The organism is Rathayibacter sp. AY1A4, assembly GCF_002930955.1.
Classification (GTDB): domain Bacteria; phylum Actinomycetota; class Actinomycetes; order Actinomycetales; family Microbacteriaceae; genus Rathayibacter.
The window spans coordinates 1-22,765 of record NZ_PSTN01000001.1; the positions used below are offsets into that span (position 1 = coordinate 1).

The following is a 22,765-nucleotide window of genomic DNA, read 5'->3' on the forward strand; positions in this document are numbered from 1 at the left end:
GTGCTCACGAGCGGGTACAACACCGCGGGCGGCCAGGTCTCGCGCCTGGGCGTGCTCGGCCCGATCCGGCGGGGGCCGGGAGGTCGGGCCTACTCCTCGCCGAGGAGGCGGGAGAGGTAGCGGGCGACGGCGCGCACCGCGGTGATGTTGCCGGAGTAGTCCATCCGGATCGGGCCGAGCACGCCCAGGCGCGAGACCTGGCCGCCCGCGGTGTTGTACCCGCTCGTGAGCACCGAGGTCTCCTGCAGCCCGAACGGCGCGTTCTCGCGGCCGATGCGCACCGAGATTCCCCGGAGGTCCGGGGTCATCTCGGCGAAGAGGCGCAGCAGCTCCACCTGCTCCTCGATCGCCTCGAGCACGGGGTAGATGCTGCCCGAGAAGTCCTCCTCGGTGCGGACGAGGTTGGCGGCGCCGGCCATGACCAGGCGGTCCTGCCGGTTGGCGCCGACCTGCTCGAGCAGGGTCTGCACGATCGGCGTCAGCACGTGGCGCCGCTCGGGGCTGAAGCGCTCCGCGACGGAGCCGAGCGTCTCGGCCGCCTGCTGGAGCCCGAGGCCCAGCACGGCCGTGTTGAGCTTCGCGCGGATCTCACCGAGGAGCGCGTCGTCCACGTCCTCCGGGGTCTCGAGCACGCGCTGGTCGACCCGGCCGGTGTCGGTGATCAGCACCGACAGGAGGCGGCGGGGAGCGAGGGCGACGAGCTCCACGTGGCGCAGCCGCGCGGCTCCGAACGACGGGTACTGCACGAGCGCGACGCTGTTGGTGAGCTGCGAGAGCAGGCGGACGGTCTTGACCAGCACCTCGTCGAGGTCCGGGCTCTGCCCGAGGAACGTCTCGATCGCCTGGCGCTGCGCGGAGGTCAGCGGGCGGAGGTCGGCGAGCTGGTCGACGAAGAGGCGGTAGCCCTTGTCGGTCGGCACGCGGCCGGAGGACGTGTGCGGAGCCGCGATCAGCTCCTCCTCCTCCAGCTGGGCCATCTCGTTGCGGATGGTGGCGGCCGAGACGCCGAACGCGTGGCGCTCGACGATCGACTTCGAGCCCACCGGCTCCCGGTTCGCCACGTAGTCCTGCACGATCACGCGCAGGACCTGGAGACCGCGCTCCGTGACCATACGACCGACCTCCCGCCGGACTCCGAGTGCCCGCGGGCACGACCGTCTGCGGCGCTGACGCCGCGCGGAGCCTGGCACTCCGCAACTCTGAGTGCCAATCATAACCGGGAGGCGGACCGCCCGGCGGGGTTGCGCGGGGATCGGCCGGGGTGCACTCCTGCAGGGCCGCGGGGAGGAGCCCCGTCATCCCCGAGGAGGAGGTCCTGCGCGGCCCGGTGCGGAGGGAGTCGCCGCATGCCACGATGGACGCCGAGCGCACGGGGGACGCCCGTCGCCGCCGCCGGAACGGAGACCATCATGTCGGCCACCCCTCCCCCGCCCCCCGTCTACGGGACCCCGGCTCCGCCGCTGAACCCGGCGGACGAGAAGACCTGGGCGATCGTCACGCACGTGACCGGCATCTTCTTCAGCTTCCTGCCCTCGGTGATCGTCTTCCTGGTCTTCAAGGGGCGCGGACCGTTCCTCGAGGCGCACGCCAAGACGGCCCTCAACTTCCACCTGACGACGCTGATCGCCTACGTCGCCGGGACGATCCTGTCCTTCGTGCTCGTCGGCTTCATCGTGTTCCTGGTCGTGCCGATCCTGGTGATCGTCTTCGCGATCATCGCCTCGGTGCGCGCCAGCGCGGGCGAGTACTACACCTATCCGCTCAGCATCCCGTTCTTCAAGTAGCCGCGGAACCGGGCGGCCGTGCGTCGGCCGCCCCGGGATCCGGCCTCAGCCGTCGGTGAGGCGGCGCACGACCGCGTCGGCCAGCAGACGGCCGCGCAGAGTCAGCACGATCCGGCCGCCGAGCGCCGCCCGGCCGTCGACGAGGCCGTCGGCGATGAGCCCCGCCACCTCGCTGCGCCGACCGGCGTCGATCGCGTCGATGGGCAGCCCGTCCGCCAGGCGCGAGCGCAGCAGCACGTCCTCCACACGCCGCGTGCCCGCGTCGAGCGTCTCCCGCCCGGCAGCGGGCGAGGCCCCGGTGCTCAGCCGGTCGGCGTAGGCCGCCGGGTGCTTCACGTTCCACCAGCGCACGCCCCCGACGTGGCTGTGCGCGCCGGGACCGACGCCCCACCAGTCGTGGCCGAGCCAGTACGAGAGGTTGTGCCGGGAGCGGTGGGCGTCGTCGCGCGCCCAGTTGCTGACCTCGTACCAGGAGTACCCGGCAGCGGCCAGGCGCGCGTCGGCGAGCTCGTACATGTCGGCCGTGAGGTCGTCGTCCGGGGTCGCGACCTCGCCGCGGCGGATCTGCCGGGCGAGCTTCGTGCCGTCCTCCACGATCAGGGCGTAGGCCGAGAGGTGGTCCGGCCGGTTGGCGAGCGCGGAGTCGAGCGACCGCTCCCAGTCGGCCAGGGACTCCCCCGGCGTGCCGTAGATGAGGTCGAGGCTGACCTGCAGGCCGGCCTCCCGCGCCCACTCGACCACGAGCGGGACCCGCTCCGGGTCGTGGGTGCGCTCGAGCGTGGCGAGGACGTGCGGCACGGCCGACTGCATCCCGAAGCTGACGCGGGTGAAGCCCGCCTCGGCCAGCGCGCGGAGGTAGGCGGCGTCGACGGAGTCCGGGTTCGCCTCGGTGGTGATCTCGGCGTCGGGCGCGACCCCGAAGTGGGTGCGGAGACCGTCCAGCATCCGCACCAGGTCGCCGGCGGGCAGCAGCGTGGGCGTCCCGCCGCCGAAGAAGACCGTGCGGGCGGGGCGCCGGGGCAGGCCCGAGCGCTCGAGCACCTCGGCGCCGAGAGCCATCTCGGTGATCGCCTCGTCGGCGTAGTCCTGCTGCTTCGCCCCGCGGAGCTCGGTCGCCGTGTAGGTGTTGAAGTCGCAGTACCCGCAGCGGACCCGGCAGAACGGCACGTGCACGTAGAGGCCGAGGTCGCGCTGCTCCACGCCGTCGACGACGGACGCGGGCAGTCCGCCGTCGAGCGGAGCAGGATCGGCGATCGGGAGGGCGCTCCCCACGTCAGCTGACGCGCGCCGGCAGCAGCGCGCGCAGGTACTTGGCGACCTGGCGCTTCTGCACGGCGCGCAGCACCGGCGCGCCCAGGCGGTAGAGGCGGGTGGAGGGACGCGAGAAGACCCGGATGACGAGCCAGACCGAGTCGTCCGCGCGCTTCTCGACGACGAAGGACTCCTCGCCGCTCTCGGGGTGGCCCTCGAGGGTGCCGTAGGCGAAGCCGACCTGGTCGGGCTCGTCGACGACGTAGACGACGCGCACCGGGGCGTCGAAGACGCGGCCGAGCAGGGTCACACGGAGCACGGCGGTCACGCCGGCGGTGATGTACGGGGTGCCGTCGGGAGCGAAGTGCTCCTCCGTCGGCCGGCTGACGAGGTCGATCGGGGTGCCCGCGGCGTCGAAGTTGACCCCGGTGTAATGCACGCCGCTGCCGCTGGTGATGTCGGTCACCTCGATGCCGCTGCCGCGCTGCACGCCCCAGGTCATCAGGGAGGCGGTGGTGATGGCGAAGCGCTCGTCACCCGAGCCGAGCCGGGCCTCGAAGCGCTCGGCCGTGAAGCCGTCCGGCGGGTACTCGAGCAGGTCGGGGGCCAGAGTGCCGCCGACGGCCGCGTAGGTGACCTGCGGCTGGCCCTCGAAGTTGGAGCGGCGGATGCTCACGTCCCGACCTTCTTCCCGGACTCCTCGAGCGCGGCGCGCGTCGAGTCCGCGCGCCGGGTGGTGCTGTCCATCCGACCCAGCGTATCCGACCGTCGCCGCCCCGAGCCGGGAACGACGGAGGGCCCTCCCCCGCCGGAGCGGGAGGAGGGCCCTCGTCGTGGTGCGGGTCGGGTCAGCTGCAGGGAGTCAGCTTCTGGACGGCCGCCGACAGGGTGCCGGTGCCGCCGAGGAGGACGACGCGCGTCGCTCCGCCGGCCTTGATGTCCTGCAGCACCTTGACCGGAACGCAGGTCGGGGGCACGGCGAAGAGGGGGCTCCCCGTGCGCCCGGCGGCCGCGGCTCCGGCCAGGGCGTCGGGGAAGTTCTCGCCGGTGGCCAGGAACACGGTCTTCGACCCGCGGGGGAAGGCCGCCCGGTTGAGCTGCTCCGAGGTGTCGTAGCGGTCGACTCCGCCGATGCGGGTCACGGCCGGTCCGGCCGGCACCGTGAGGGAGTTCTGGATGCCCGCGCTGACCGACAGCTCGGAGCCCGCGATGGTGAGCACCGGAGGCCGGAGCCCCCGCAGGATCCCGACCGTGGTCGGGTCGGCCGCCGGGAGGCCGCCGTTCACGAGGACGACGGGGGCGGAGTTCTTGCCTGCGGCGGCGGTGGCGCTGAGCGCGTCGGGGAACTTCTCGCCGGTCGCGAGCCAGGCCCCCTTCGGCGAGCCGCCTCCGAAGGCGCTCTCGATGATCTTCCGCGACGTGTCGTAGCGGTCGGTGCCTCCGAGGCGGAAGACCCTCCCGTTCGCGTACTGGCCGAGGTCCGTGGCGAGGGCGTCGCTGACGCTGAGGTCGGAGCCGACGACGACGATCCGCTGGGGCGCGAGACGGGTGAGCTCGTCGCGGACGACCTGGCTCACCGAGTCGCGGTCGACCAGGAGGAGCGGGCCGCCCTGCTTCGCGGCGGCGGGTCCGGCGCTGAGCGCGTCGGGGAAGTTCGCGCCGGTGGCGATGTAGACGACGGGCACGCCGGGGGTGGTGAAGGTCGCCTTCGAGATCTCGACGGCGGTGCCCTGGCGGTCGGTGCCCGCGAGGCGGACGACCTCCGGGCCGGTGCCCGGCGTCGGCGTCGGGGTGGTGGTCGACGGGACGACGCGCAGCGGCGCGCGCACGATGACGCCGGTGCCGGAAGGCTGCTCCCCGCCGCGGCTGAGTCCCTTCACCTCGACCGACGGGGCGCCGAGCGGCGTCGTGTCGCTGAAGTTCAGGTAGCGGTCGAAGAACTCCTGGGTCGGCCGGATCGCGACGCCCCGTCCGCCCTCCACGACCGTGGGAGCGGCCTTCAGGCGGCCGCCGTCCTCCGTGCCGACCGTGGCGCTGAGGCCCGCGAGGTCGAAGAAGCCGGGGACACCGGAGTCGAGGACGATGACGTCGCCCGCGCCGGCCTCGGTGACGGTGCCGCCGCCGGCCCAGAATTCGCCGCCGACGGCGCGGTCGGAGGAGGTGGACGTCGACAGGTCGAGGTCGGCATCCGCGGTTCCGCTCGCAGCCGTCACCGCGAGGGTGGCGGAGAGGGCGAGGACGAAGCCGGTCCGGTCGACGCCGGCCGGAGCGTACGCGTCGTCCGCCTCGTCCTCGGCGCCGTTCAGGAGGAGCGAGAGCGAGGTGCCGCCGAAGGAGCCGGCGGCGCGCCCGATCGGGATCTCGATCGAGTTGGTGGCGGTGTCGACGACGGATTCGCCGCTCGCGAGGTCCGTCGCGGTGCTGCCCAGCTGCCACTCCACGACCCGGTAGCCGGGGTACGACCACTCGGTGAAGGTGTCGGGAGCGGTGGAGTCGGGCAGCTCGACGGTCAGCGTGGTCGCGTCTGCGGCCACCGGCAGCGGCACGTCGGTGCCGAACCGGGCGCTGTCCGACCAGAAGTAGGGCGCGGGCGCGACCGGGATCACCTTGTTCGCTGCGGAGGCCGGTCCCGCCGCCACCAGCGATCCCGCTGCGACGGCCGCGATGCTCGCGAGCGCCGCCCCCGTCCTGATCCAGCGCTTCCTCGTGCTCGTAGGCACCACGGACTACCACCCTTCGTCATGGTGGAGGACCGGTCGTCGACGCTGCAGCCCCCCGTGCGGATCGGTCTCGATCCACGGCCGCGTCCTGGCGTCCGAAAGCTATCGGTCCGCTGTGAGGCGCCGCAATCCCCGCGGACACGATGTCCCGGACGGGGGGTGTGTCACCCGTCCGGGAGGGAGGAGGGCGCCGGCGAGGGGGGTCGCGCTACTTCTTGTCCTTGGTCTCGACGTCGCCGGAGAGCGCGGCGATGAACGCCTCCTGGGGGACCTCGACGCGGCCCACCATCTTCATGCGCTTCTTGCCCTCCTTCTGCTTCTCGAGGAGCTTGCGCTTGCGGGTGATGTCGCCGCCGTAGCACTTGGCCAGGACGTCCTTGCGCATCGCGCTGATCGACTCGCGGGCGATGATCCGGGCGCCGATGGCGGCCTGGATCGGCACCTCGAACTGCTGCCGCGGGATCAGCTTGCGCAGGCGCCCCGTCATCAGCACGCCGTAGGCGTAGGCCTTCTCGCGGTGCACGATCGCGCTGAACGCGTCGACCTGCTCGCCCTGCAGCAGGATGTCGACCTTCACCAGGTCGGCCTCCTGTGAGCCGGCGGGCTCGTAGTCGAGCGAGGCGTAGCCGGCGGTCTTCGACTTGAGGTTGTCGAAGAAGTCGAAGACGATCTCGCCGAGGGGCATGTGGTAGCGGATCTCGACCCGGTCCTCGCCCAGGTACTCCATGCCGATCAGGGTCCCTCGGCGGCTCTGGCAGAGCTCCATGATCGTGCCGACGTAGTCCTTCGGCGCGAGGATCGCGGCCTTGACGATCGGCTCCGTGACGGCGGCGATCTTGCCGACGGGGAACTCGCTCGGGTTCGTGACGGTGACGGTCTTCTTGTCCTCCGTCGAGACCTCGTAGATGACCGAGGGCGCCGTGGTGATGAGGTCGAGACCGAACTCGCGCTGCAGGCGCTCGGTGATGATCTCGAGGTGCAGGAGGCCGAGGAAGCCGCAGCGGAAGCCGAAGCCGAGCGCCACCGACGTCTCGGGCTCGTACACGAGCGCCGCGTCCGAGAGCTTGAGCTTGTCGAGGGCCTCGCGCAGGTCCGGGTAGTCGCTGCCGTCGATCGGGTACAGGCCCGAGAAGACCATCGGGAGCGGCTCGGTGTAGCCGGGCAGCGCCTGCGTCGCGGGCTTGGACGCCGTGGTGACGGTGTCGCCGACCTTCGACTGGCGCACGTCCTTCACACCGGTGATCAGGTAGCCCACCTCGCCGACCGCGAGACCCTGCGTCGCGACGGGCTCGGGGCTCGACACGCCGATCTCGAGGATCTCGTGCGTGGCGCGGGTCGACATCATCTGGATCTTCTCGCGCGGCGAGAGCTTGCCGTCGATCATCCGGACGTAGGTGACGACCCCGCGGTAGGCGTCGTACACGGAGTCGAAGATCATGGCGCGCGCAGGGGCGGAGGGGTCGCCGACGGGCGGCGGGATGAGCTCGGTGACGCGGTCGAGCAGCGCCTCGACGCCCATGCCGGTCTTGCCGGAGACGCGGAGGACGTCGTCCGGGTCGCCGCCGATCAGGCTCGCGAGCTCCTTCGCGTACTTCTCGGGATCCGCGGCCGGCAGGTCGATCTTGTTCAGGACCGGGATGATCGTGAGGTCGTTCTCGAGCGCGAGGTAGAGGTTCGCGAGCGTCTGGGCCTCGATGCCCTGCGCCGCGTCGACCAGGAGGATCGCGCCCTCGCAGGCCGCCAGCGAGCGGCTGACCTCGTAGGAGAAGTCGACGTGGCCCGGAGTGTCGATCATGTTCAGGGCGAACGTGCGCCCGTCGCGCTCCCACGGCATCCGCACGGCCTGCGACTTGATCGTGATGCCGCGCTCGCGCTCGATGTCCATGCGGTCGAGGTACTGCGCGCGCATCGCCCGGTCCTCGACGACACCCGTGATGCCGAGCATCCGGTCGGCGAGGGTGGACTTGCCGTGGTCGATGTGGGCGATGATGCAGAAGTTGCGGATGGACGCCGGATCGGTCGCGGCGGGCTCGAGCCCGGAGTGTGCACGTGGAGACATCGTGGGACCAGTGTCCCATGCCCGGCGGCGGAGGCCGGGACCGGCGGCTACAGATCGAGTCCGTAGGTGCGGGTGGGCTCGACGCCGGGCGGGTTCTCCCGCTCGCCGAGGCGGACGAAGCCCATGCTCTCGTAGAGGGCGTGCGCGGTGGTCATCAGCGTGCCGCTGTTCATCACGACCCGCTGGAGGCCCCGCTCGGCGGCGAGCATCACGACGAACTCGGTGAGCAGCCGCCCGAGACCCCGCCCGCGTGCCTCCGGGGCGACGGCGAGAAGCCGCCAGTCCAGCTCGCCGGGGCGGCCGAGCTCGTACAGGTTCGCGCCCGGGCGCGCGGTGGTGACCGTGGCGAGGATCCGCCCGTCGCACTCGACGGCGACCCAGACCTCGCCCTCGACGTCGTGCCGGGCGACCGCGGCGACGTCGGCGGCGTACTCCTCCCCCAGCTCGTAGTCGTGGGCGTAGGCGGCGAGCCGCAGGCGCGAGACCTCGTCGTACTCCTCCGCCCGGACGCGCCGGACCAGCACCTCGGCGGCGCTCATCCGCGCACCGGGGCCGGGAGGGCGCGCAGCCCGTGCTCCAGCGCCGCGGGGTCAGCGGCGAGGCAGACGCGGATCCAGCCCTCGCCGGTGCGGCCGAAGGCGCTGCCGGGAGCGACGGCGACGAGGGTCTCGAGGAGGAACGACTCGACCCAGGAGGCGACGTCCCCGCCGGTCGCGTGCGCCATGTCGATCCACAGGTAGAACGCGCCCTCGGGCTCGCGGTAGGCGATCCCCCGCTCGTCGAGCACGCCCGTCGCGAGCCGCAGGTTGGCGAGGTAGTGGTCGGAGGCGGAGGCCACGGCGTCCTGCGGCCCGGTCAGAGCGGCGAGGGCGGCGCGCTGGTCCGGAGTGGCGACGCAGCTGATGGCCGCCTCCTGCACCGTGACCATGATCGACGTGAAGCCCGGAGGCGTCACGAGGTAGCCGACGCGGACACCGGTCATCGCGTACGTCTTCGAGAAGGAGAAGACGCTGAGGACGCGGTCGGCGTCGTCCCCGCGCTCCTGGGCGATCGCCGCGAGGCTCACGTGCGGGCGCCCGTAGGTGAAGTACTCGTAGACCTCGTCGCTGAGCACCCACAGGTCGTGGCGCCGGGCGATGTCGAGCAGGCGCTCGAGGACCTCCCTCGGGAACACCACGCCGAGCGGGTTGGAGGGGCTGTTGACGATCAGGACGCGGGTCCGGTCGGTGATCAGGCGCTCGACCTCGTCGGGATCGGGGAGGAAGGCGTTCTCGGCGCGCAGCGTGTACGGCACGGGGACGGCGCCGATGGTCCGCGCGTTGGTCGTGAAGACGGTGTAGCCCGGGTCGGGGATGAGCACCTCGTCGCCGGGCCCGAGCAGGAGCGTCATCGCCTGGTGCAGCGCCTGCGTGGCGCCGACGGTCACCCAGACCTGCTCGACGTCCGCCTCGATGCCGTTGTCGCGCGCCAGCTTCTCCACGATGGCCCGCCGGAGCTCGGGCACGCCGCCGTTGGGCCCGTAGCGGGTGTCGTCGGCCGCCCACGCCGCTCGGGCCGCCTCGATGATGTGCGGCGCGGTCGGCACGTCGGGCTCGCCCACCGCGAGGAGGGTGACTCCGTCGAGCCGCAGCGCGATCTCGAACAGGTGGCGGATGCCCGAGGGCGGCACCGCGGAGAGGTGATCGGCGAGACGGGGCACCGGCGTCACGTTACCGGCGGGCCCGGACCGCGAGACGCCACGGCGGTCCGCCTCCCCCGGCGTGTCGCCCCGGCGGCCCCGACCCGGACGGCGCCGCACCCGCGGGCGCGGCGCGGTTGAAGGGTGACGACGGGTGCGCTAAAGTTCCTTGTTGGCTTGCGCTCCCCCTCCGGACACCCGGCAGGCGTGGAGTGATCAGAAGCCGGCGACCTCCAGTCGCACCGCAGGGCGTTCAGACGCCCGCGGAAGGGGCACTCCGTCGAGTAGCCGGCTGCACACACGCACATCCGAGAAGAAGGTAATCCACGTGGCAAACATCAAGTCGCAGATCAAGCGCAACCTCACCAACAAGAAGGCGAACGAGCGCAACAAGGCCGTCAAGAGCGAGCTGAAGACCGCCATCCGCTCGGTCCACACCGCCATCGCCGCCGGTGACACCGAGAAGGCCGGCACCGCCCTCGCCTTCGCCGCCAAGAAGCTCGACAAGGCCGCCAGCAAGGGCGTCATCCACAAGAACCAGGCAGCGAACCGCAAGTCGGCCATCGCGAAGCAGGTCGCCGCGCTGTAATACTGCGCGAAGCTGCAACGACGAAGGGTCCGGCCATTGGCCGGGCCCTTCGTCGTTGCAGCTTCGCGGTCGACGGGCTCCTCGTGCCTCGTCGCCCGTCGCGCGGTCGGCTTCCGCGCATGGTTGCGGTGGGAGGAGCGGGTTTCGTTCCGGGTACGACGATCCGCTCGCACGCGGATCGCCGGTGACCCTGCGAGGTCGACGGGCGACGCTTCGTCGTCCATCGGACGTGGCGCGGTCGGGTCTCATGACGGTCGCGGTGGGAGGAGCGGGGAGCGTTCCGGGTACGACGATCCGCTGACACGCGGATCGCCGGTGACCCTGCGGGGTCGTCGTCCGACTCTTCGTCGGCCGCGGTGCGACCCTGCGAGGGGAGGTGATCCCCTCACTGCTGGTCGAGTAGCCGCGGAGCGGCGGATCGAGACCCGCCGGAGACGAGGTCGAAGCGGATCGCGGGAGCAGGGCCTTTCGGGCGGGTCAGAGGCCCCGGGCGGAGACGACGGAGACCATGCGCTCGAGGGCGTACACGGGGTCGCGGGTGGCGCCCTTCACGTTCGCGTCGGCATCGGCGATCGTCAGGATCGCGGTGCCGAGGCCCTCGCCGGTCCAGCCCTGAAGGTCGCGCCGGGCCCGGTCCACCTGCCACGGAGCGAGGCCCAGACGCGAGGCGACCTGGCCCGAGCCCTCGCGCGAGCCGGCGACCTTCGCCATGGTCCGCAGCTTGCTCGCGAACGCGGCGACGATCGGTACCGGGTCGGCACCGGAGGCGAGGGCGTGGCGGAGCCCGAGCAGCGCCTCGCCGTGACGGCCCGCGATCGCCGAGTCGGCGACGGTGAAGGCCGTGGTCTCGACGCGGCCGCCGTAGTACTTCGCCACGGTCGCCTCGGTGATCTCTCCGGTGACGTCGGACAGCAGCTGCTGGCACGCCGACGCGAGCTCGTCGAGGTCGTCGGAGAACGCCGACACCAGGGCTCGGACGGCACCGGTGGTCGCCGTGCGGCCGGCGGTGCGGAACTCGGCGATCGCGAAGTCGACCTTGTCGCTCTCGCGCTTGAGCTCGGCGCAGACGATCTCGATGCCGCCGCCCGTACCCGAGCGGATGGCGTCGAGGAGCTTCTTGCCCCGGTTGCCGCCGCCGTGGCGGAGCACCAGGGTCGCCCCGTCCGCGGGCGCCGAGAGGTAGTCGAGGGTCTCGAGGAGGAACGCGTCCGTGCACTTCTCGACGTTCGAGACGCGGATGAGGCGGGGCTCGTCGAAGAGGGACGGGCTCGCGAGCGTCAGCAGCTCCCCCGGCGCGTAGCCGCCGGCGTCGATGTCGCTGACCTCGAGGCTCGGATCCTCGGCCCGGAGGAACTCACGGAGGAAGCGCAGCGCGCGGTCGGCGAGGAACTGCTCCGGGCCGGTGATCAGCACGATCGGCGCCGGCCGGGTCTGGTTCCAGGCGAGCTGCGGGATCGCCGCCTTCGAGGGCGCTGCCTTCGCGCGCGCCGGGGCCCTGCCTGCCATGCCGTGTCCTTCCGTGCCGCGCCCGTCCGAGCGCCCTCCACCCTACGGCCCGCTCACGGCGCCCCGAGGCCGCCGCGGGAGCCGTCGCGCCGCTCACCCAGACCGCGATCCCGTCGCTGCGGGACGCGAGCACGACCGTACCCTCGACATCCGACCTCAGCGCCTCGACCCCGCGCTCGGCCAGCAGAGCGAGGAGCGACGGATTCGGATGTCCGTAGTCGTTCTCCGCCCCGACGGAGATCAGCCCGACGCTCGCGCCGAGCGCGTCGTAGAGGGCGGGCGACTGGTCGGCGGAGCCGTGATGCGCGACCTTGACGACGTCGACCCGGCCGACCGGCAGCCGGGAGACGCGTCCCTGCTCCTGCTCGCCGAGGTCGCCCAGGAGCGCGACGGAGAGCGGGCCGCCGCGGGCGTCCGCGCCGATGTCGACCCGGAGGGTCACGCTCGCCTCGTTGCCCCGCAGCGCGCTCCGCCGCTCCGGCCACTCGACCCGCCAGCGCAGCGAGCCGAGCGCGCCGCTGTCGCCGCGGACCGCCTCCTGCACGGCGACCCCCGCGCCGGTGAGCGCCGCCCGGTCGCGCTCGTCGTCGCGGCCCGCGGCGGGCCCGACGAGCGCGGCGTCGGTCCGTCCGAGGACGGCCTGGAGCCCGCCGACGTGGTCGAGGTCGTAGTGCGTGAGCACCAGCAGCGGGATCCGGTCCACTCCCATCAGGCGGAGGCAGGCCTCGAGCGGTGCGGGCTCGGGCCCCGTGTCGACGAGCAGCACGCCCGCGTCTCCGCGGAGGAGGACCGCGTCGCCCTGCCCGACGTCGCACATCGCGACACGCCAGTCCTCGGGAACCGAGGCGGCGCGGAGGAGCGGCGTGGCGACGGTGGTGCCGCCGGCGGCCGCGATCGCGCACGCCAGCCCGACGGCGGCGATCCGGCGCACCCGCGCGAGCCGCGGCGACTGCGTGACGAGCACGAGGGCGAGCAGGGTCAGCACGGTGAGCGCGAGCGCTCCTCCCACGCCGGGCCACCAGGCGATCCTCGGAGCGGGCCACGAGTCGACGGCGCGGGCGATCGAGGCGATCCACCAGGCGGGAACGGCGGCGAGACGGATCGCCGCGTCGGCGGCTCCGGGCCACCAGGGAGCGAGCAGGCAGCCGACGAGCCCGAGCCCGGTCGCGGCGGGTGCCGCGGGCTCGGCGAGCAGGTTGGCGAGCACCCCGTACACCGGCACCGACGGGTCCACGAGCAGCAGCACGGGCTGGCAGGCGAGCTGCGCCGCGGTCGGCACCGCGAGCAGCAGGGCGAGAGGCCGGGGCAGCACCCGCCCGAGAGCGCCCGCGATCGGCTCGGCGAGAAGCAGGAGTCCGGCGGTGGCGAGGACGGACAGCACGAAGCCGAGCCTCCCCGCGATCGAGGGGTCGGCGGCCACGAGGAGGACGACGGTCGCGAGCAGAGCGGGCACGGCCGCTCCGGAGCGGCGCCCGAGCCGCGCGAGGAGGACCACCGTCGCCATCACGGCGGCCCGCACCACGCTCGGCTCGGGGGTCACCAGCACGACGAAGCCGGCGAGCAGGGCGAGGGCGGCGACGGTCCGGAGGCGGCGCCCTGCGCCGAGGAGCGCCGCGATCGTCCAGCCGGCGACCACCACCACGGCGCAGTTGGCGCCCGAGACGGCGGTCAGGTGGGTGAGCGACGCGGTGCGCATCGCCTCCTCGAGCCCCACGTCGAGCGCGGACGTGTCGCCGGTCGCGAGGCCCGGCAGCAGACCCGCCACATCGCCGCCGACCAGCGCCGCGCGTTCGAGGAAGCGCGAGCGCAGCACCTCCGCGACGGCCGCCGCTCCCCCGGGACCGCGCCGGTCCTCAACGGACGCCGCTCTCAGCATCGTCGCCTCGCCGACGGGCCCCTCCTGCGCCGCAGCACGCGCCTCCAGGTCGAGCTCGGCGCCCACGGGCAGACGACCGCCGGGATCGGCGAGCAGCACGCGGACGGGGGCCGCGGTCGACGCGTCTCCCACCCGCAGCGCCGTCGCGTCGAACCACACTCCCCCGGTCGCGAGCGGTCGGGCACCCGTATCGACGCGCACGGTGACCGGGGTGAGGGCGCGATCCTCCTGCGCCTCCCGCATCGACGCCGGGTGGTCACCGGGCGCCGCGGCGACGACGGAGGTGAGGGCGAGGGCGGCACCCGCGCCCGCGACGAGCACCGCTCCGACCAGCCGCTCGCCGAGGCCGCGCCGGAGCAGGACGCACGCCGCCCCGAGGAGCACCCAGCCCGCGGCGCACCACGAGAGGCCCCCGTCGAGCACCGCCGCGACCGGCAGCATCCCGGCCGCCCACGCCGTGGTCCAGGCGAACACCGCTGCCGGCAGGAGCCGCAGGTCCGCCGCCCGCACGCTCCTCACGGCGCGACCTGGTCGCGGAACGCGGCGAGCGTCTTCTCCCCGATCCCGGGGACCTCGAGCAGCTGGTCGACAGAGGAGAACGGGCCGTTCGCCTCCCGGTGGGCGACGATCTTCTTCGCGGTCGCCGGGCCGATCTCGGGCAGCTCCTCCAGCTGGGCCGCCGTCGCCGTGCTCAGGCTCAGCACGGATCCGGCGGCGGAGGCCCCTCCTGGAGCGGCCCCGCCCGGAGCGGCTCCCGCCGCGGCCGGCGCCGCTCCCACGGCCGGCACGACGATCTGCTCGCCGTCCACGAGCCTCCGGGCCAGGTTGACCGCCGCGCGCTCCGCCGACTCCTGGAACCCTCCGGCGGCGGCGACCGCGTCCGCCACCCGCGCCTCCGGCGACAGGACGTACAGCCCCGGAGAGGCGACCTCCCCGGCCACGTGCACGTACAGCGACTCGACCGCCGCAGCAGCGGGCGCACTCGTCGACACGGCGGGCTCCAGGACCCGCTCATGACCGCTCGACCGCGCTCCCGCGAGCAGCACCGCGACCACCGCGGCGCCGATGACGAGCACGACCGCCGCTCCCACTCCCACGCGCCAGCGCGGGCGGGCGCGGCGGGGCCGCAGCAGCGCCGTCAGCTGCTCGTCGTCCGTCCCGCTGGTCTCTGGCATCCGCCGACGGTAGGACCCGTGTCCCCGCCCGGAGCGGCCGCCGACACCGATCCGGGGAGAGCCCGCCGGATCGCCTCCCTGTGGAGGAGAGGGCAGCACCGGCGCAGGACGCACGACGGGGCCCCTCCCGCGAGAGGAGGAGCCCCGTCGGGACGGATCGGCGGCTAGACCGCCTTCGTCACCAGGTTCACCAGGCGCGGGGCCCGCACGATCGCCTTCACGACCTCGCGGCCGACGAGAGCCCGGGCGACGCCGGCCGTGGCCCGCGCCTTCTCCTCGAGCTCGTCGGAGGAGATCTTCGGCGAGACCTCGAGCCGGTCGCGGACCTTGCCGTCGACCTGCAGGATCGCCGTGACCTTCTCCTCGACCAGCAGCGACGGGTCGGCCTTGCGCCACAGCGCGTGCGCGACGGTGCCCTCGTAGCCCAGACGGTGCCACATGTCCTCGGCCGTGTACGGCGCGAACAGGTTGAGAGCCATCGCGACCACCTCGACCGCCTCGCGAACCGCGGGGTCCCCGGCCCCGGCGCCCGAGTCGACGACCTTGCGGGTCGCGTTGACGAGCTCCATCAGCCGCGCGACCACGACGTTGAACTTGAACGCCTCGATCAGCGACGGGGACTCCGCGAGGAAGCGGTGGGTCTGGCGGCGCAGAGCCGCGTCGCCCGACTTCCACTCGACGTCGGGCCTCGAGGTGACGTCCTTCGCCAGGCGCCAGGCGCGGGCGAGGAACTTCGCGCTGCCGCCGGGCGAGACGTCGGCCCAGTCGATGTCGTCCTCGGGCGGGCCGGCGAACGCCATCGTCAGGCGCACGGCGTCGACGCCGAACTCGTCCAGCTGGTCCGAGAGGCGGACGATGTTGCCCTTCGACTTCGACATCGCCGCGCCGTCCATCTGCACCATGCCCTGGTTGAGCAGCGCCGTGAACGGCTCCGTGAACGACACGTAGCCCAGGTCGAACAGCACCTTGGTGATGAAGCGCGCGTACAGCAGGTGCAGGATCGCGTGCGTCACGCCTCCGACGTACTGGTCGACGGGCGCCCACTTCTCGGCGAGCTTCGGATCGAAGGCCTGCGTGTCGTCCTTCGGCGAGAGGAAGCGGAGGAAGTACCACGAGGAGTCGACGAAGGTGTCCATCGTGTCCGGGTCGCGGCGCGCGGGCGAGCCGTCCACCGGGTGCGGCACGTTCACCCAGTCCTCCGCCGCTCCGAGCGGCGACGAGCCCTTCGGCTGCAGATCGAGGCCGTCGGTGGAGGGCAGGACGACGGGCAGCTGGTCCTCGGGAACCGGCACGAGCTCGCCGTCGGCTCCGTGGATGATCGGGATGGGGGTGCCCCAGTAGCGCTGGCGCGAGATCAGCCAGTCGCGCAGGCGGTAGTTCTTGGCCGAGCGGCCGCGGCCGCGCTCCTCGAGCATCCTGATGACGCGCTCGATGGCGGTGCGCTTGGAGAGCCCGTCGAGCGGCCCGGAGTTGATCAGGCGGCCGTCGCCGGTCAGCGCCTCGCCGGTCGTGGCGGGGTCGAGCGAGTACTCCTTCTCGAGCGCGGCCAGCTCCTCCGGGTCCTCCGGGATGACCGGGATCGCCCCGGTGACGGAGGCGTTGGTGTCGACGACCACGCGCACGGGCAGGTCGAAGGCGCGGGCGAAGTCGAGGTCGCGCTGGTCGTGCGCCGGCACGGCCATGACGGCTCCGTGGCCGTAGTCGGAGAGGACGTAGTCGGCGGCCCAGATCGGCAGCCGCTCGCCGTTCACGGGGTTCACCGCGTAGCGGCCGAGGAACACGCCGGTCTTGGGGCGGTCGGCGGTCAGGCGCTCGATCTCGCTCGACTTCTGCACCGTCTCGAGGTAGCTGCGGAACGCGTCGCGGATCGCGGGCTCGGAGCCCTCGACCAGCTCGGAGGCGAGGTCGGAGTCGGGCGCGACGACCATGAAGGTCGCCCCGTAGAGCGTGTCGGGGCGCGTGGTGAAGACGGTGACGCGCTCGTCGCGGCCCTCGATCTCGAACTCGACGTCGGCGCCGATGGAGCGGCCGATCCAGTTGCGCTGCATGGCGATGACCTTCGACGGCCAGGATCCCTCGAGCTGGTTCAGGTCGTCGAGCAGGCGGTCGGCGTAGTCGGTGATCTTGAAGTACCACTGCGTGAGCTTCTTCTTGACCACGACCGCGCCGGAGCGCTCGGAGGTGCCGTCCGCGAGGACCTGCTCGTTCGCCAGAACCGTCTGGTCCACCGGGTCCCAGTTGACCCAGCTGTCCTTGCGGTAGGCGAGGCCCTTCTCGTACATCTTGAGGAACAGCCACTGGTTCCACTTGTAGTACTCAGGGTCGGAGGTGTGCAGCACGCGGTCCCAGTCGAAGGACGCGGCGTAGCGCTTCATCGAGCGCTTCTGCTGCTCGATGTTGTCGTAGGTCCAGGTGACCGGGTTCAGCCCGCGCTTGATCGCGGCGTTCTCGGCGGGCAGGCCGAAGCTGTCCCAGCCGATCGGGTGGAGGACGTTGAAGCCCTGCTGGCGCCAGTAGCGCGCGATCACGTCTCCGAGCGCGTACGCCTCGGCGTGGCCCATGTGCAGGTCGCCCGAGGGGTACGGGAACATGTCGAGCACGTACTTGCGGGGGCGCTTGTCGTCGGGGTCGTCCGTCGCGAACGGGCGCGTCTCCTCCCAGATCGGGAGCCACTTCTCCTGGAGCGCTCGGAAGTCGTAGCGCTCCTCGTCGCTCGCGCCGGTCTGCCGGGAGGTGTCTTCTGCCACAGGTGCTTCTCACTTCTGAAGGAGGGGGAGAACGCGCACGCGTGGGCGGCTGCGTTCGACCATCAACCCTACTGGCCCTGCGCGCACGGCAGACGAACGCGGCGCCCGCTCACTCCTCGGCGGCGCCCAGCACCGCGAGGAGCGCCCGCGCCTTCAGCCGCGTCTCCTCGACCTCCTCCTCCGGCACCGAGAGCGCGGTGATGCCGCCGCCGGTCCCCAGGCGGGCGCGCTCGCCGTCGAGCACGAGGGTGCGGATGGTCATCGCGAGGTCCAGTGAGCCGTCCGAGCCCAGGCGGCCGAAGGCGCCGGAGTAGACGCCGCGGGGACCGCCCTCCCACTCCCGCAGCAGCTCCACCGCCCGGCGCTTGGGCGCTCCCGTCATCGAGCCGGCCGGGAAGAGGGCCGCGATCAGCTCGGCGATCCCGACGCCCGGCGCGCGGCGGGCCGAGACCTCGCTGACCAGCTGGTGGACGTGCGGGTAGCTCTCCACCTCGAGCAGGCGGTCGACGACGACGGAGCCGGGGGCGGCGATCCGGGCGAGGTCGTTGCGGACGAGGTCCACGATCATCACGTTCTCGGCCCGCTCCTTCACGCTCGACACGAGCTCGTCCCGGAGCGCGCGGTCCTCGTCGGCGTCCCGGCCCCGGGGACGCGTGCCCTTGATGGGATGCGTGGCGACGCGTCCGTCGGCCCCGCCGGTGAGGAACCGCTCGGGCGAGGCGCTGACGAGCGCGAGCGGGCCGAGGCGGATCAGCCCGCCGTGATGGCTCGGGCTGGAGCGGCGGAGGCGACGGTACGCCTCGACCGGATCGAACCGGCCCTCGACGACGATCTCGTCGGTGAGGCAGAGCTGGTAGGCGTCCCCCGCGCGGATGGCCTCCTGGCAGCGGCCGATCAGCGCCGTGTACTCGGCGGCGGAGTGACGGCGGACCGGGACGCCGGCGGGCTCGGGATCCGCGGGGTCCGCGGGTGCGGGCGCCCCGACGAGCTCGAGCAGGCGCGCGGTGAGCTCCTGCACGTCTCCCGTGGCGACCAGGCGGACGGTCCGGGCCCCGTGGTCGAACTCGAGCACGGGGTCGCCCCGGAGCAGGGCGAGAGCGGGCGGATCCGCGGGGCCGGTCGGCGCCGAGGGCAGGGAGACGGAGGCGGCTCCCGCCTCGTAGGAGATCCAGCCGTAGCGGCCGAGCGCGCGGTCGCCCGCGGGGGCCTCGTCGTCGATCGCGGCGAGCGCCGCCGCCACGTCGCCGCCGGCCTCGACGAGGAGCACGTCCTCGCGGGCGCACGCCCCGAGGTAGGAGCGGCCGCTCGTCGCTCCGAGGCCCGAGTCGAGCCAGAACGACGCCTCGGCCGTGGCGAACAGGGCGTGGTGCGCGAGCTCCGGATCGACCCAGGGCAGCTCGACCGAGCGGACGTGCCGATCCTCCGAGACCACTGGGCTAGCGTAGGCGGTCGTGGACGGCGAGCAGGTTCGGGAGTGGGACGGGCGGGCCCTGACGAGCGTTCCCGAGCCACCCGGCACCTCCCTGGACGCGGCCGACTCCTGGCTGGTGGACGAGGGCCGGGTCCGCGGACTCGACCTGCACCGCGAGCGGTTCGCCGCCTCCGTCGCCTCGGCGGGAGGACACCCGGACGTCGAGGCGTTCCTCGACGCAGCGATCGCCGCCCTGCCCCGCGAGGGCCGGTCCTTCCCGCGCGTCGAGCTCTCGGGAGGCGCCCTGCGGCTCCGGCTGCGACCCGCCCCGCCGACGACCCGCTCCGTGGTGCTGTGGACGAGCCCAGTGGATCCGCGCCGGACACCCTCCTGGAAGGGGCCGGACATCGCACGTCTTGCCCTCCTCCGCACGCGCGCGCACGCCGCGGGAGCGGACGAGGCCGTGCTGCTCGACGCCGACGGCGCCGTCATCGACGGAGCGAGCAGCGCGATCCTGTGGTGGCTGGGCGATGCGCTGGTCGTCCCTCCGGCGACGAGTACGCGCGTGCGCAGCGTGACGGCCCGCACGGTCTCAGTGCTCGCCGGCGCGCTCGGCGTGGACGTGATCGAGGCCCCGGCCGAGCCGGAGTCGCTGGAGGGCCGTGAGGTCTGGACGGCCAACGCCCTGCACGGTCTCCGGCTGGTGACCGCCTGGGTGGACGGACCGGCGCTCGCCGCGGAGCCGGGCCGCCTGGACGCCTGGCGGAAGCGGCTGGACGCTCTCAGGCGGCCCCTCCCGGCGCTCTGACCCCGCGGAGGACCTCAGCTCCCGCGCGTCCCCCAGACGGAGGGCCCCCGTTCCGGTCGCACTCGGGCGTCGGCCGTGCGAGCATCGAGTACCCCCTCTCCCGGCCCCCGCCGGCCACTCGAGAAAGTCCTGCGATGACGCGTTCCCCCTCCCCCCGCCCTCTCGCCTCCGGGCTGATCGCGCTCGTCGCGACCGGTGCCCTGCTCTTCGGCGCGACCCCGGCCCTCGCCGCGGAGAACCCGCAGAAGCCCCTGTCCTCCTCCGAGGAGGCGCCGACCGGCCTCGCTCCCGCGAGCGAGTCGCCCGAGGCCGCCCAGCAGACCGCCCGCGCGGCCGTCAGCTACTACAACGCCCTTGTCGGCGGCGAGGAGCTGGCCGCCGGACAGCGGATCGTCTCGGGCACGAACGGCTACTCGTTCCGGATGCAGACCGACGGCAACGCCGTGGTCTACGACCCGCAGGGCCGCCCCACCTTCGCCACGAACACCCAGGGCCGCGGCGACCACCTGGTCATGCAGACCGACGGCAACATGGTCGTCTACTCCGCCAAGGGCGGCCCCGTGTGGAGCACGAACACGATCAACGAGGCGGGAGCCTCGGTGATCATGCAGCCCGACGGCAACCTCGTCGTCTACCGCGAGAACGGCTCGCCCGCCTGGGCGAGCAGCGTCCGCCGCGTCATCGCCGAGCCGGTGACCGACACGCTGTTCACGGAGCAGACCCTCCGCCCCGTCCACCAGCTCACCTCCGCCGACGGCCGCTTCAGCGCCGTCATGCAGAACGACGGCAACTTCGTCGGCTACGGCCCCCAGGGCGCCGTCTGGGGCACCGGCACCGGCGGCTCCGGCAACCGCATCACCATGCAGAAGGACGGCAACGCCGTCATCTACGGCTCCGACGGCTTTGTCAAGTGGTTCTCGGGCACGCGCGGCAAGGACCTCCGCCTGGGCATCAACAACGCCGGCTCGCTGATCATCGTGAACCCGTCCGACGACGTGATCTGGACCAGCCAGGCCGCCTTCCCCTCGACCACCCTCTACGCGGCGAACTCGCTCGAGGCGGGCAGCTTCCTCCGCTCCGCGAACGGCGTCTACCGAGCGGTGATGCAGGCGGACGGCAACTTCGTCGTCTACGGCAAGAACGGCCCGATCTGGGCGTCGAAGACCACCCGCGCCGGCGGCTTCTTCGCCCTCGACACCAGCGGGCAGATCGCCGTGGGCACCGAGACGACGAGCGGATGGTCGGTCGTCCCGCCCGCCGCGTCGGTCGGCCCCTACAAGCTCGTCATGCAGGACGACGGCAACCTCGTCGAGTACGACAGCCGCCGCGCGGTCTGGGCCAGCCGCGGCTGACGCCCCTCCGCCACGACGCCCCCTGGTCCCCGGACCGGGGGGCGTCGTCGTCTCCCCCGCCGTGGGACGATTCCCCCGACCCCGCCGCCCTCCCCGACAGGACCCCTGCGATGACGCACCTCCCCTCCGGCCGCTCCCTGACCGCCTCCCTCGCGGCGCTCGCCGCCACGGGCGCGCTCCTGCTGGGCTCGCTGCCCGCCTCCGCGGTCGAGGCCCCGCCCTCGGCGTCCTCCGCCGTCGCCTCCGCCGCGGTCCTCCGTGCCGGCGAGCAGCTCGCGCGCGGCGAGCGCCTGGTGTCCCCCGACGGCGCCTCCTCCCTCGTGATGCAGACCGACGGCAACGCCGTGGTCTACGCCGCCGGCGGCCGTCCCACCTGGGCCTCGGGCACGCAGGGGCGCGGCGACAGCCTGCGGATGCAGGACGACGGCAACCTCGTCGTGTACGCCGCGGACGGGCGCCCGGTCTGGGCGAGCGGCACGGTGGCCGACCCGGGCGGCGAGCTGCGGATGCAGGACGACGGCAATCTCGTGATCTACCGCCGCAGCGGCTCGGCCGCCTGGGCCAGCAGCATCGGCGGCCGGATCGACGAGCCGCGCACCGACACCCTCCGCCGCGGCAGCACCCTCTACGCGGGGAACCGGCTCGCCACCCAGGGAGGCACCACGGCGGTGATGCAGGCGGACGGCAACCTCGTGGTCTACGGGCAGGGCGGGGCTCTCTGGGCGAGCGGCACCCGCGGCCGGGGCAACGTCCTCCGGATGCAGGACGACGGGAACGCCGTGGTCTACACCGCGGACGGCGCGCCCCTGTGGGCCTCGGACACGTCCGGCGAGCCGGGCGCCACGATGGTCCTCCGCGAGGGCGATCTCCGGATCGCGGACGACTCCGGTGTGCTCTGGAGCAGTGCCGCGCTCGTCGTGCGCGACTCGCTCTCCCCGAGCGGCCTCGTCGTCGCGGGCACGCGGCTGACCTCGGCGAGCGGGCAGTGGCGGGCCGAGATGCAGCGCGACGGCAACTTCGTCGTCTACGGGCCGAACGGCGCGGACTGGGCGACGAACACCTCCTCCGCCTCCGGTGCCGCCTTCTCGATGAGCTCCGAGGGCCGGCTCGACGTGGCCGACTCCCGGATCCTCTGGCTGCGGTTCCCGAGGATCTCCTTCGGCATCGGCCAGAGCGGCGTCGTCGCGCCCTACCGCCTCGTGCTGCAGGACGACGGCCGCCTCGTCGAGTACGACGGCATCGGACGGGCCGTCTGGGCCAGCCGGGGCTGACGCGCGACGCATGATGGAGGGGTGAGCGACCCCGGCGACTTCATCCGCTCGGCCCTGGAGTACGAGGGCGACGTCTGGCGCGCGCAGGACGTGCGCGAGCGCCTGGGAGCAGGGCTCGACTCGACGGGCGCCTCGGTCGGGGCGGTCCGCGGCACCGTCCGCGACGCGCTGAGGAAGTTCCGCTCGCTCGAGCACGACGACGTGACAGCCCTCTCCTCCGAGCTGTGGGAGCCGGCGGTAGTCGAGCCGCGGCTGGCGGCCGTCGTGCTGCTGCAGTCCCGAGCCGAGTGGCTGCGCGGCTCCGACCTCACCCGGCTCGAGGGCTTCGTCCGCGACTCCCGCGTGGACGAGCTGAGCGACCCGCTGGCCCGCGACGTCGTCGCTCCGCTCCTGGCCGGGCTGCTTGGAGCGGCGCGGACCCGGGCGGACGCGGTCCTCGACCGCTGGGAGGCGGAGGGCGGGCGCCTGGCGCGCGCGGCCTCCCTGGCGCGGGCCTCGGTCCCGACGGAGCACGGCTGAACGGCCGCTCGGACCGACC

18 protein-coding genes are annotated in these 22,765 nt (G+C 73.2%); 6 read left to right on the top strand and 12 right to left on the bottom strand.

Going from position 1 to position 22,765, the window contains the following annotated elements; all coding sequences use genetic code 11:
• Positions 1-89: 89 nt before the first annotated feature.
• Complete coding sequence (gene hrcA / locus C5B92_RS00005; protein WP_104255149.1) at positions 90-1,112, bottom strand: heat-inducible transcriptional repressor HrcA; 1,023 nt, start codon at positions 1,110-1,112, stop codon at positions 90-92.
• Positions 1,113-1,346: 234 nt separating this feature from the next.
• Between hrcA and C5B92_RS00010 the strand changes: the two genes are divergently transcribed.
• The gene (locus tag C5B92_RS00010; RefSeq protein ID WP_258061188.1) at positions 1,347-1,784 is read left to right on the top strand and encodes a DUF4870 domain-containing protein; all 438 of its coding nucleotides are present in this window, start codon (positions 1,347-1,349) and stop codon (positions 1,782-1,784) included.
• Positions 1,785-1,829: 45 nt separating this feature from the next.
• Here the strand turns inward: C5B92_RS00010 and hemW are convergent, their stop codons facing one another.
• From hemW to C5B92_RS00040, 6 genes are all read right to left on the bottom strand, one after another.
• The gene (hemW, locus tag C5B92_RS00015; RefSeq protein ID WP_104255147.1) at positions 1,830-3,056 is read right to left on the bottom strand and encodes a radical SAM family heme chaperone HemW; all 1,227 of its coding nucleotides are present in this window, start codon (positions 3,054-3,056) and stop codon (positions 1,830-1,832) included.
• 1 nt (position 3,057) lies between these two features.
• On the bottom strand, positions 3,058-3,711 hold the full coding sequence (locus tag C5B92_RS00020; protein ID WP_258061189.1) for a DUF1990 family protein: 654 nt from the start codon (positions 3,709-3,711) through the stop codon (positions 3,058-3,060).
• A 172-nt stretch (positions 3,712-3,883) separates the two neighbouring features.
• Positions 3,884-5,758: a cell wall-binding repeat-containing protein gene (locus C5B92_RS00025; RefSeq protein WP_104255146.1), complete on the bottom strand. Its 1,875-nt coding sequence runs from the start codon at positions 5,756-5,758 to the stop codon at positions 3,884-3,886.
• Between the two features lie 205 nt (positions 5,759-5,963).
• Positions 5,964-7,814: a translation elongation factor 4 gene (lepA, locus tag C5B92_RS00030; RefSeq protein WP_104223127.1), complete on the bottom strand. Its 1,851-nt coding sequence runs from the start codon at positions 7,812-7,814 to the stop codon at positions 5,964-5,966.
• A gap of 47 nt (positions 7,815-7,861) precedes the next feature.
• The gene (locus tag C5B92_RS00035; protein ID WP_104255145.1) at positions 7,862-8,353 is read right to left on the bottom strand and encodes a GNAT family N-acetyltransferase; all 492 of its coding nucleotides are present in this window, start codon (positions 8,351-8,353) and stop codon (positions 7,862-7,864) included.
• Complete coding sequence (locus tag C5B92_RS00040) at positions 8,350-9,513, bottom strand: pyridoxal phosphate-dependent aminotransferase (RefSeq protein WP_104255144.1); 1,164 nt, start codon at positions 9,511-9,513, stop codon at positions 8,350-8,352. The genes C5B92_RS00035 and C5B92_RS00040 overlap by 4 nt, the downstream gene beginning before the upstream one ends.
• Before the next feature lie 307 nt (positions 9,514-9,820).
• Here C5B92_RS00040 and rpsT point away from each other — a divergent pair, with 307 nt between their 5' ends.
• On the top strand, positions 9,821-10,081 hold the full coding sequence (gene rpsT, locus C5B92_RS00045; protein WP_097165711.1) for a 30S ribosomal protein S20: 261 nt from the start codon (positions 9,821-9,823) through the stop codon (positions 10,079-10,081).
• Positions 10,082-10,558: 477 nt separating this feature from the next.
• Here rpsT and holA read toward each other — a convergent pair whose 3' ends face one another.
• The 5 genes from holA to pabB all read right to left on the bottom strand — a co-directional run bounded on the left by holA (position 10,559) and on the right by pabB (position 18,817).
• Positions 10,559-11,536 carry a DNA polymerase III subunit delta gene (holA, locus tag C5B92_RS17575; protein WP_219814245.1) on the bottom strand — a complete coding sequence of 326 codons (978 nt, stop codon included), beginning with the start codon at positions 11,534-11,536 and terminating at the stop codon, positions 10,559-10,561.
• Entirely contained in the window at positions 11,436-13,982 is a 2,547-nt protein-coding gene (locus C5B92_RS00055; RefSeq protein WP_146084799.1) for a ComEC/Rec2 family competence protein, read from the bottom strand. Before C5B92_RS00055 ends, holA begins: the two co-directional genes overlap by 101 nt.
• Positions 13,979-14,638: a ComEA family DNA-binding protein gene (locus tag C5B92_RS00060; protein ID WP_104255142.1), complete on the bottom strand. Its 660-nt coding sequence runs from the start codon at positions 14,636-14,638 to the stop codon at positions 13,979-13,981. Before C5B92_RS00060 ends, C5B92_RS00055 begins: the two co-directional genes overlap by 4 nt.
• A gap of 164 nt (positions 14,639-14,802) precedes the next feature.
• On the bottom strand, positions 14,803-17,385 hold the full coding sequence (leuS, locus tag C5B92_RS00065) for a leucine--tRNA ligase (protein ID WP_104225642.1): 2,583 nt from the start codon (positions 17,383-17,385) through the stop codon (positions 14,803-14,805).
• Positions 17,386-17,494: 109 nt separating this feature from the next.
• The gene (gene pabB / locus C5B92_RS00070) at positions 17,495-18,817 is read right to left on the bottom strand and encodes an aminodeoxychorismate synthase component I (protein WP_104255141.1); all 1,323 of its coding nucleotides are present in this window, start codon (positions 18,815-18,817) and stop codon (positions 17,495-17,497) included.
• A 19-nt stretch (positions 18,818-18,836) separates the two neighbouring features.
• Here pabB and C5B92_RS00075 point away from each other — a divergent pair, with 19 nt between their 5' ends.
• The 4 genes from C5B92_RS00075 to C5B92_RS00090 all read left to right on the top strand — a co-directional run bounded on the left by C5B92_RS00075 (position 18,837) and on the right by C5B92_RS00090 (position 22,746).
• Positions 18,837-19,604 carry an aminotransferase class IV gene (locus C5B92_RS00075; protein ID WP_258061191.1) on the top strand — a complete coding sequence of 256 codons (768 nt, stop codon included), beginning with the start codon at positions 18,837-18,839 and terminating at the stop codon, positions 19,602-19,604.
• A gap of 134 nt (positions 19,605-19,738) precedes the next feature.
• Positions 19,739-20,956 carry a hypothetical protein gene (locus C5B92_RS00080; protein WP_104255140.1) on the top strand — a complete coding sequence of 406 codons (1,218 nt, stop codon included), beginning with the start codon at positions 19,739-19,741 and terminating at the stop codon, positions 20,954-20,956.
• Between the two features lie 110 nt (positions 20,957-21,066).
• The gene (locus C5B92_RS00085) at positions 21,067-22,227 is read left to right on the top strand and encodes a hypothetical protein (protein ID WP_181028700.1); all 1,161 of its coding nucleotides are present in this window, start codon (positions 21,067-21,069) and stop codon (positions 22,225-22,227) included.
• A gap of 21 nt (positions 22,228-22,248) precedes the next feature.
• Positions 22,249-22,746, top strand: coding sequence for a DNA alkylation repair protein (locus C5B92_RS00090; RefSeq protein WP_104349957.1), 498 nt, complete (start codon positions 22,249-22,251; stop codon positions 22,744-22,746).
• The last annotated feature ends 19 nt before the right edge of the window (positions 22,747-22,765 follow it).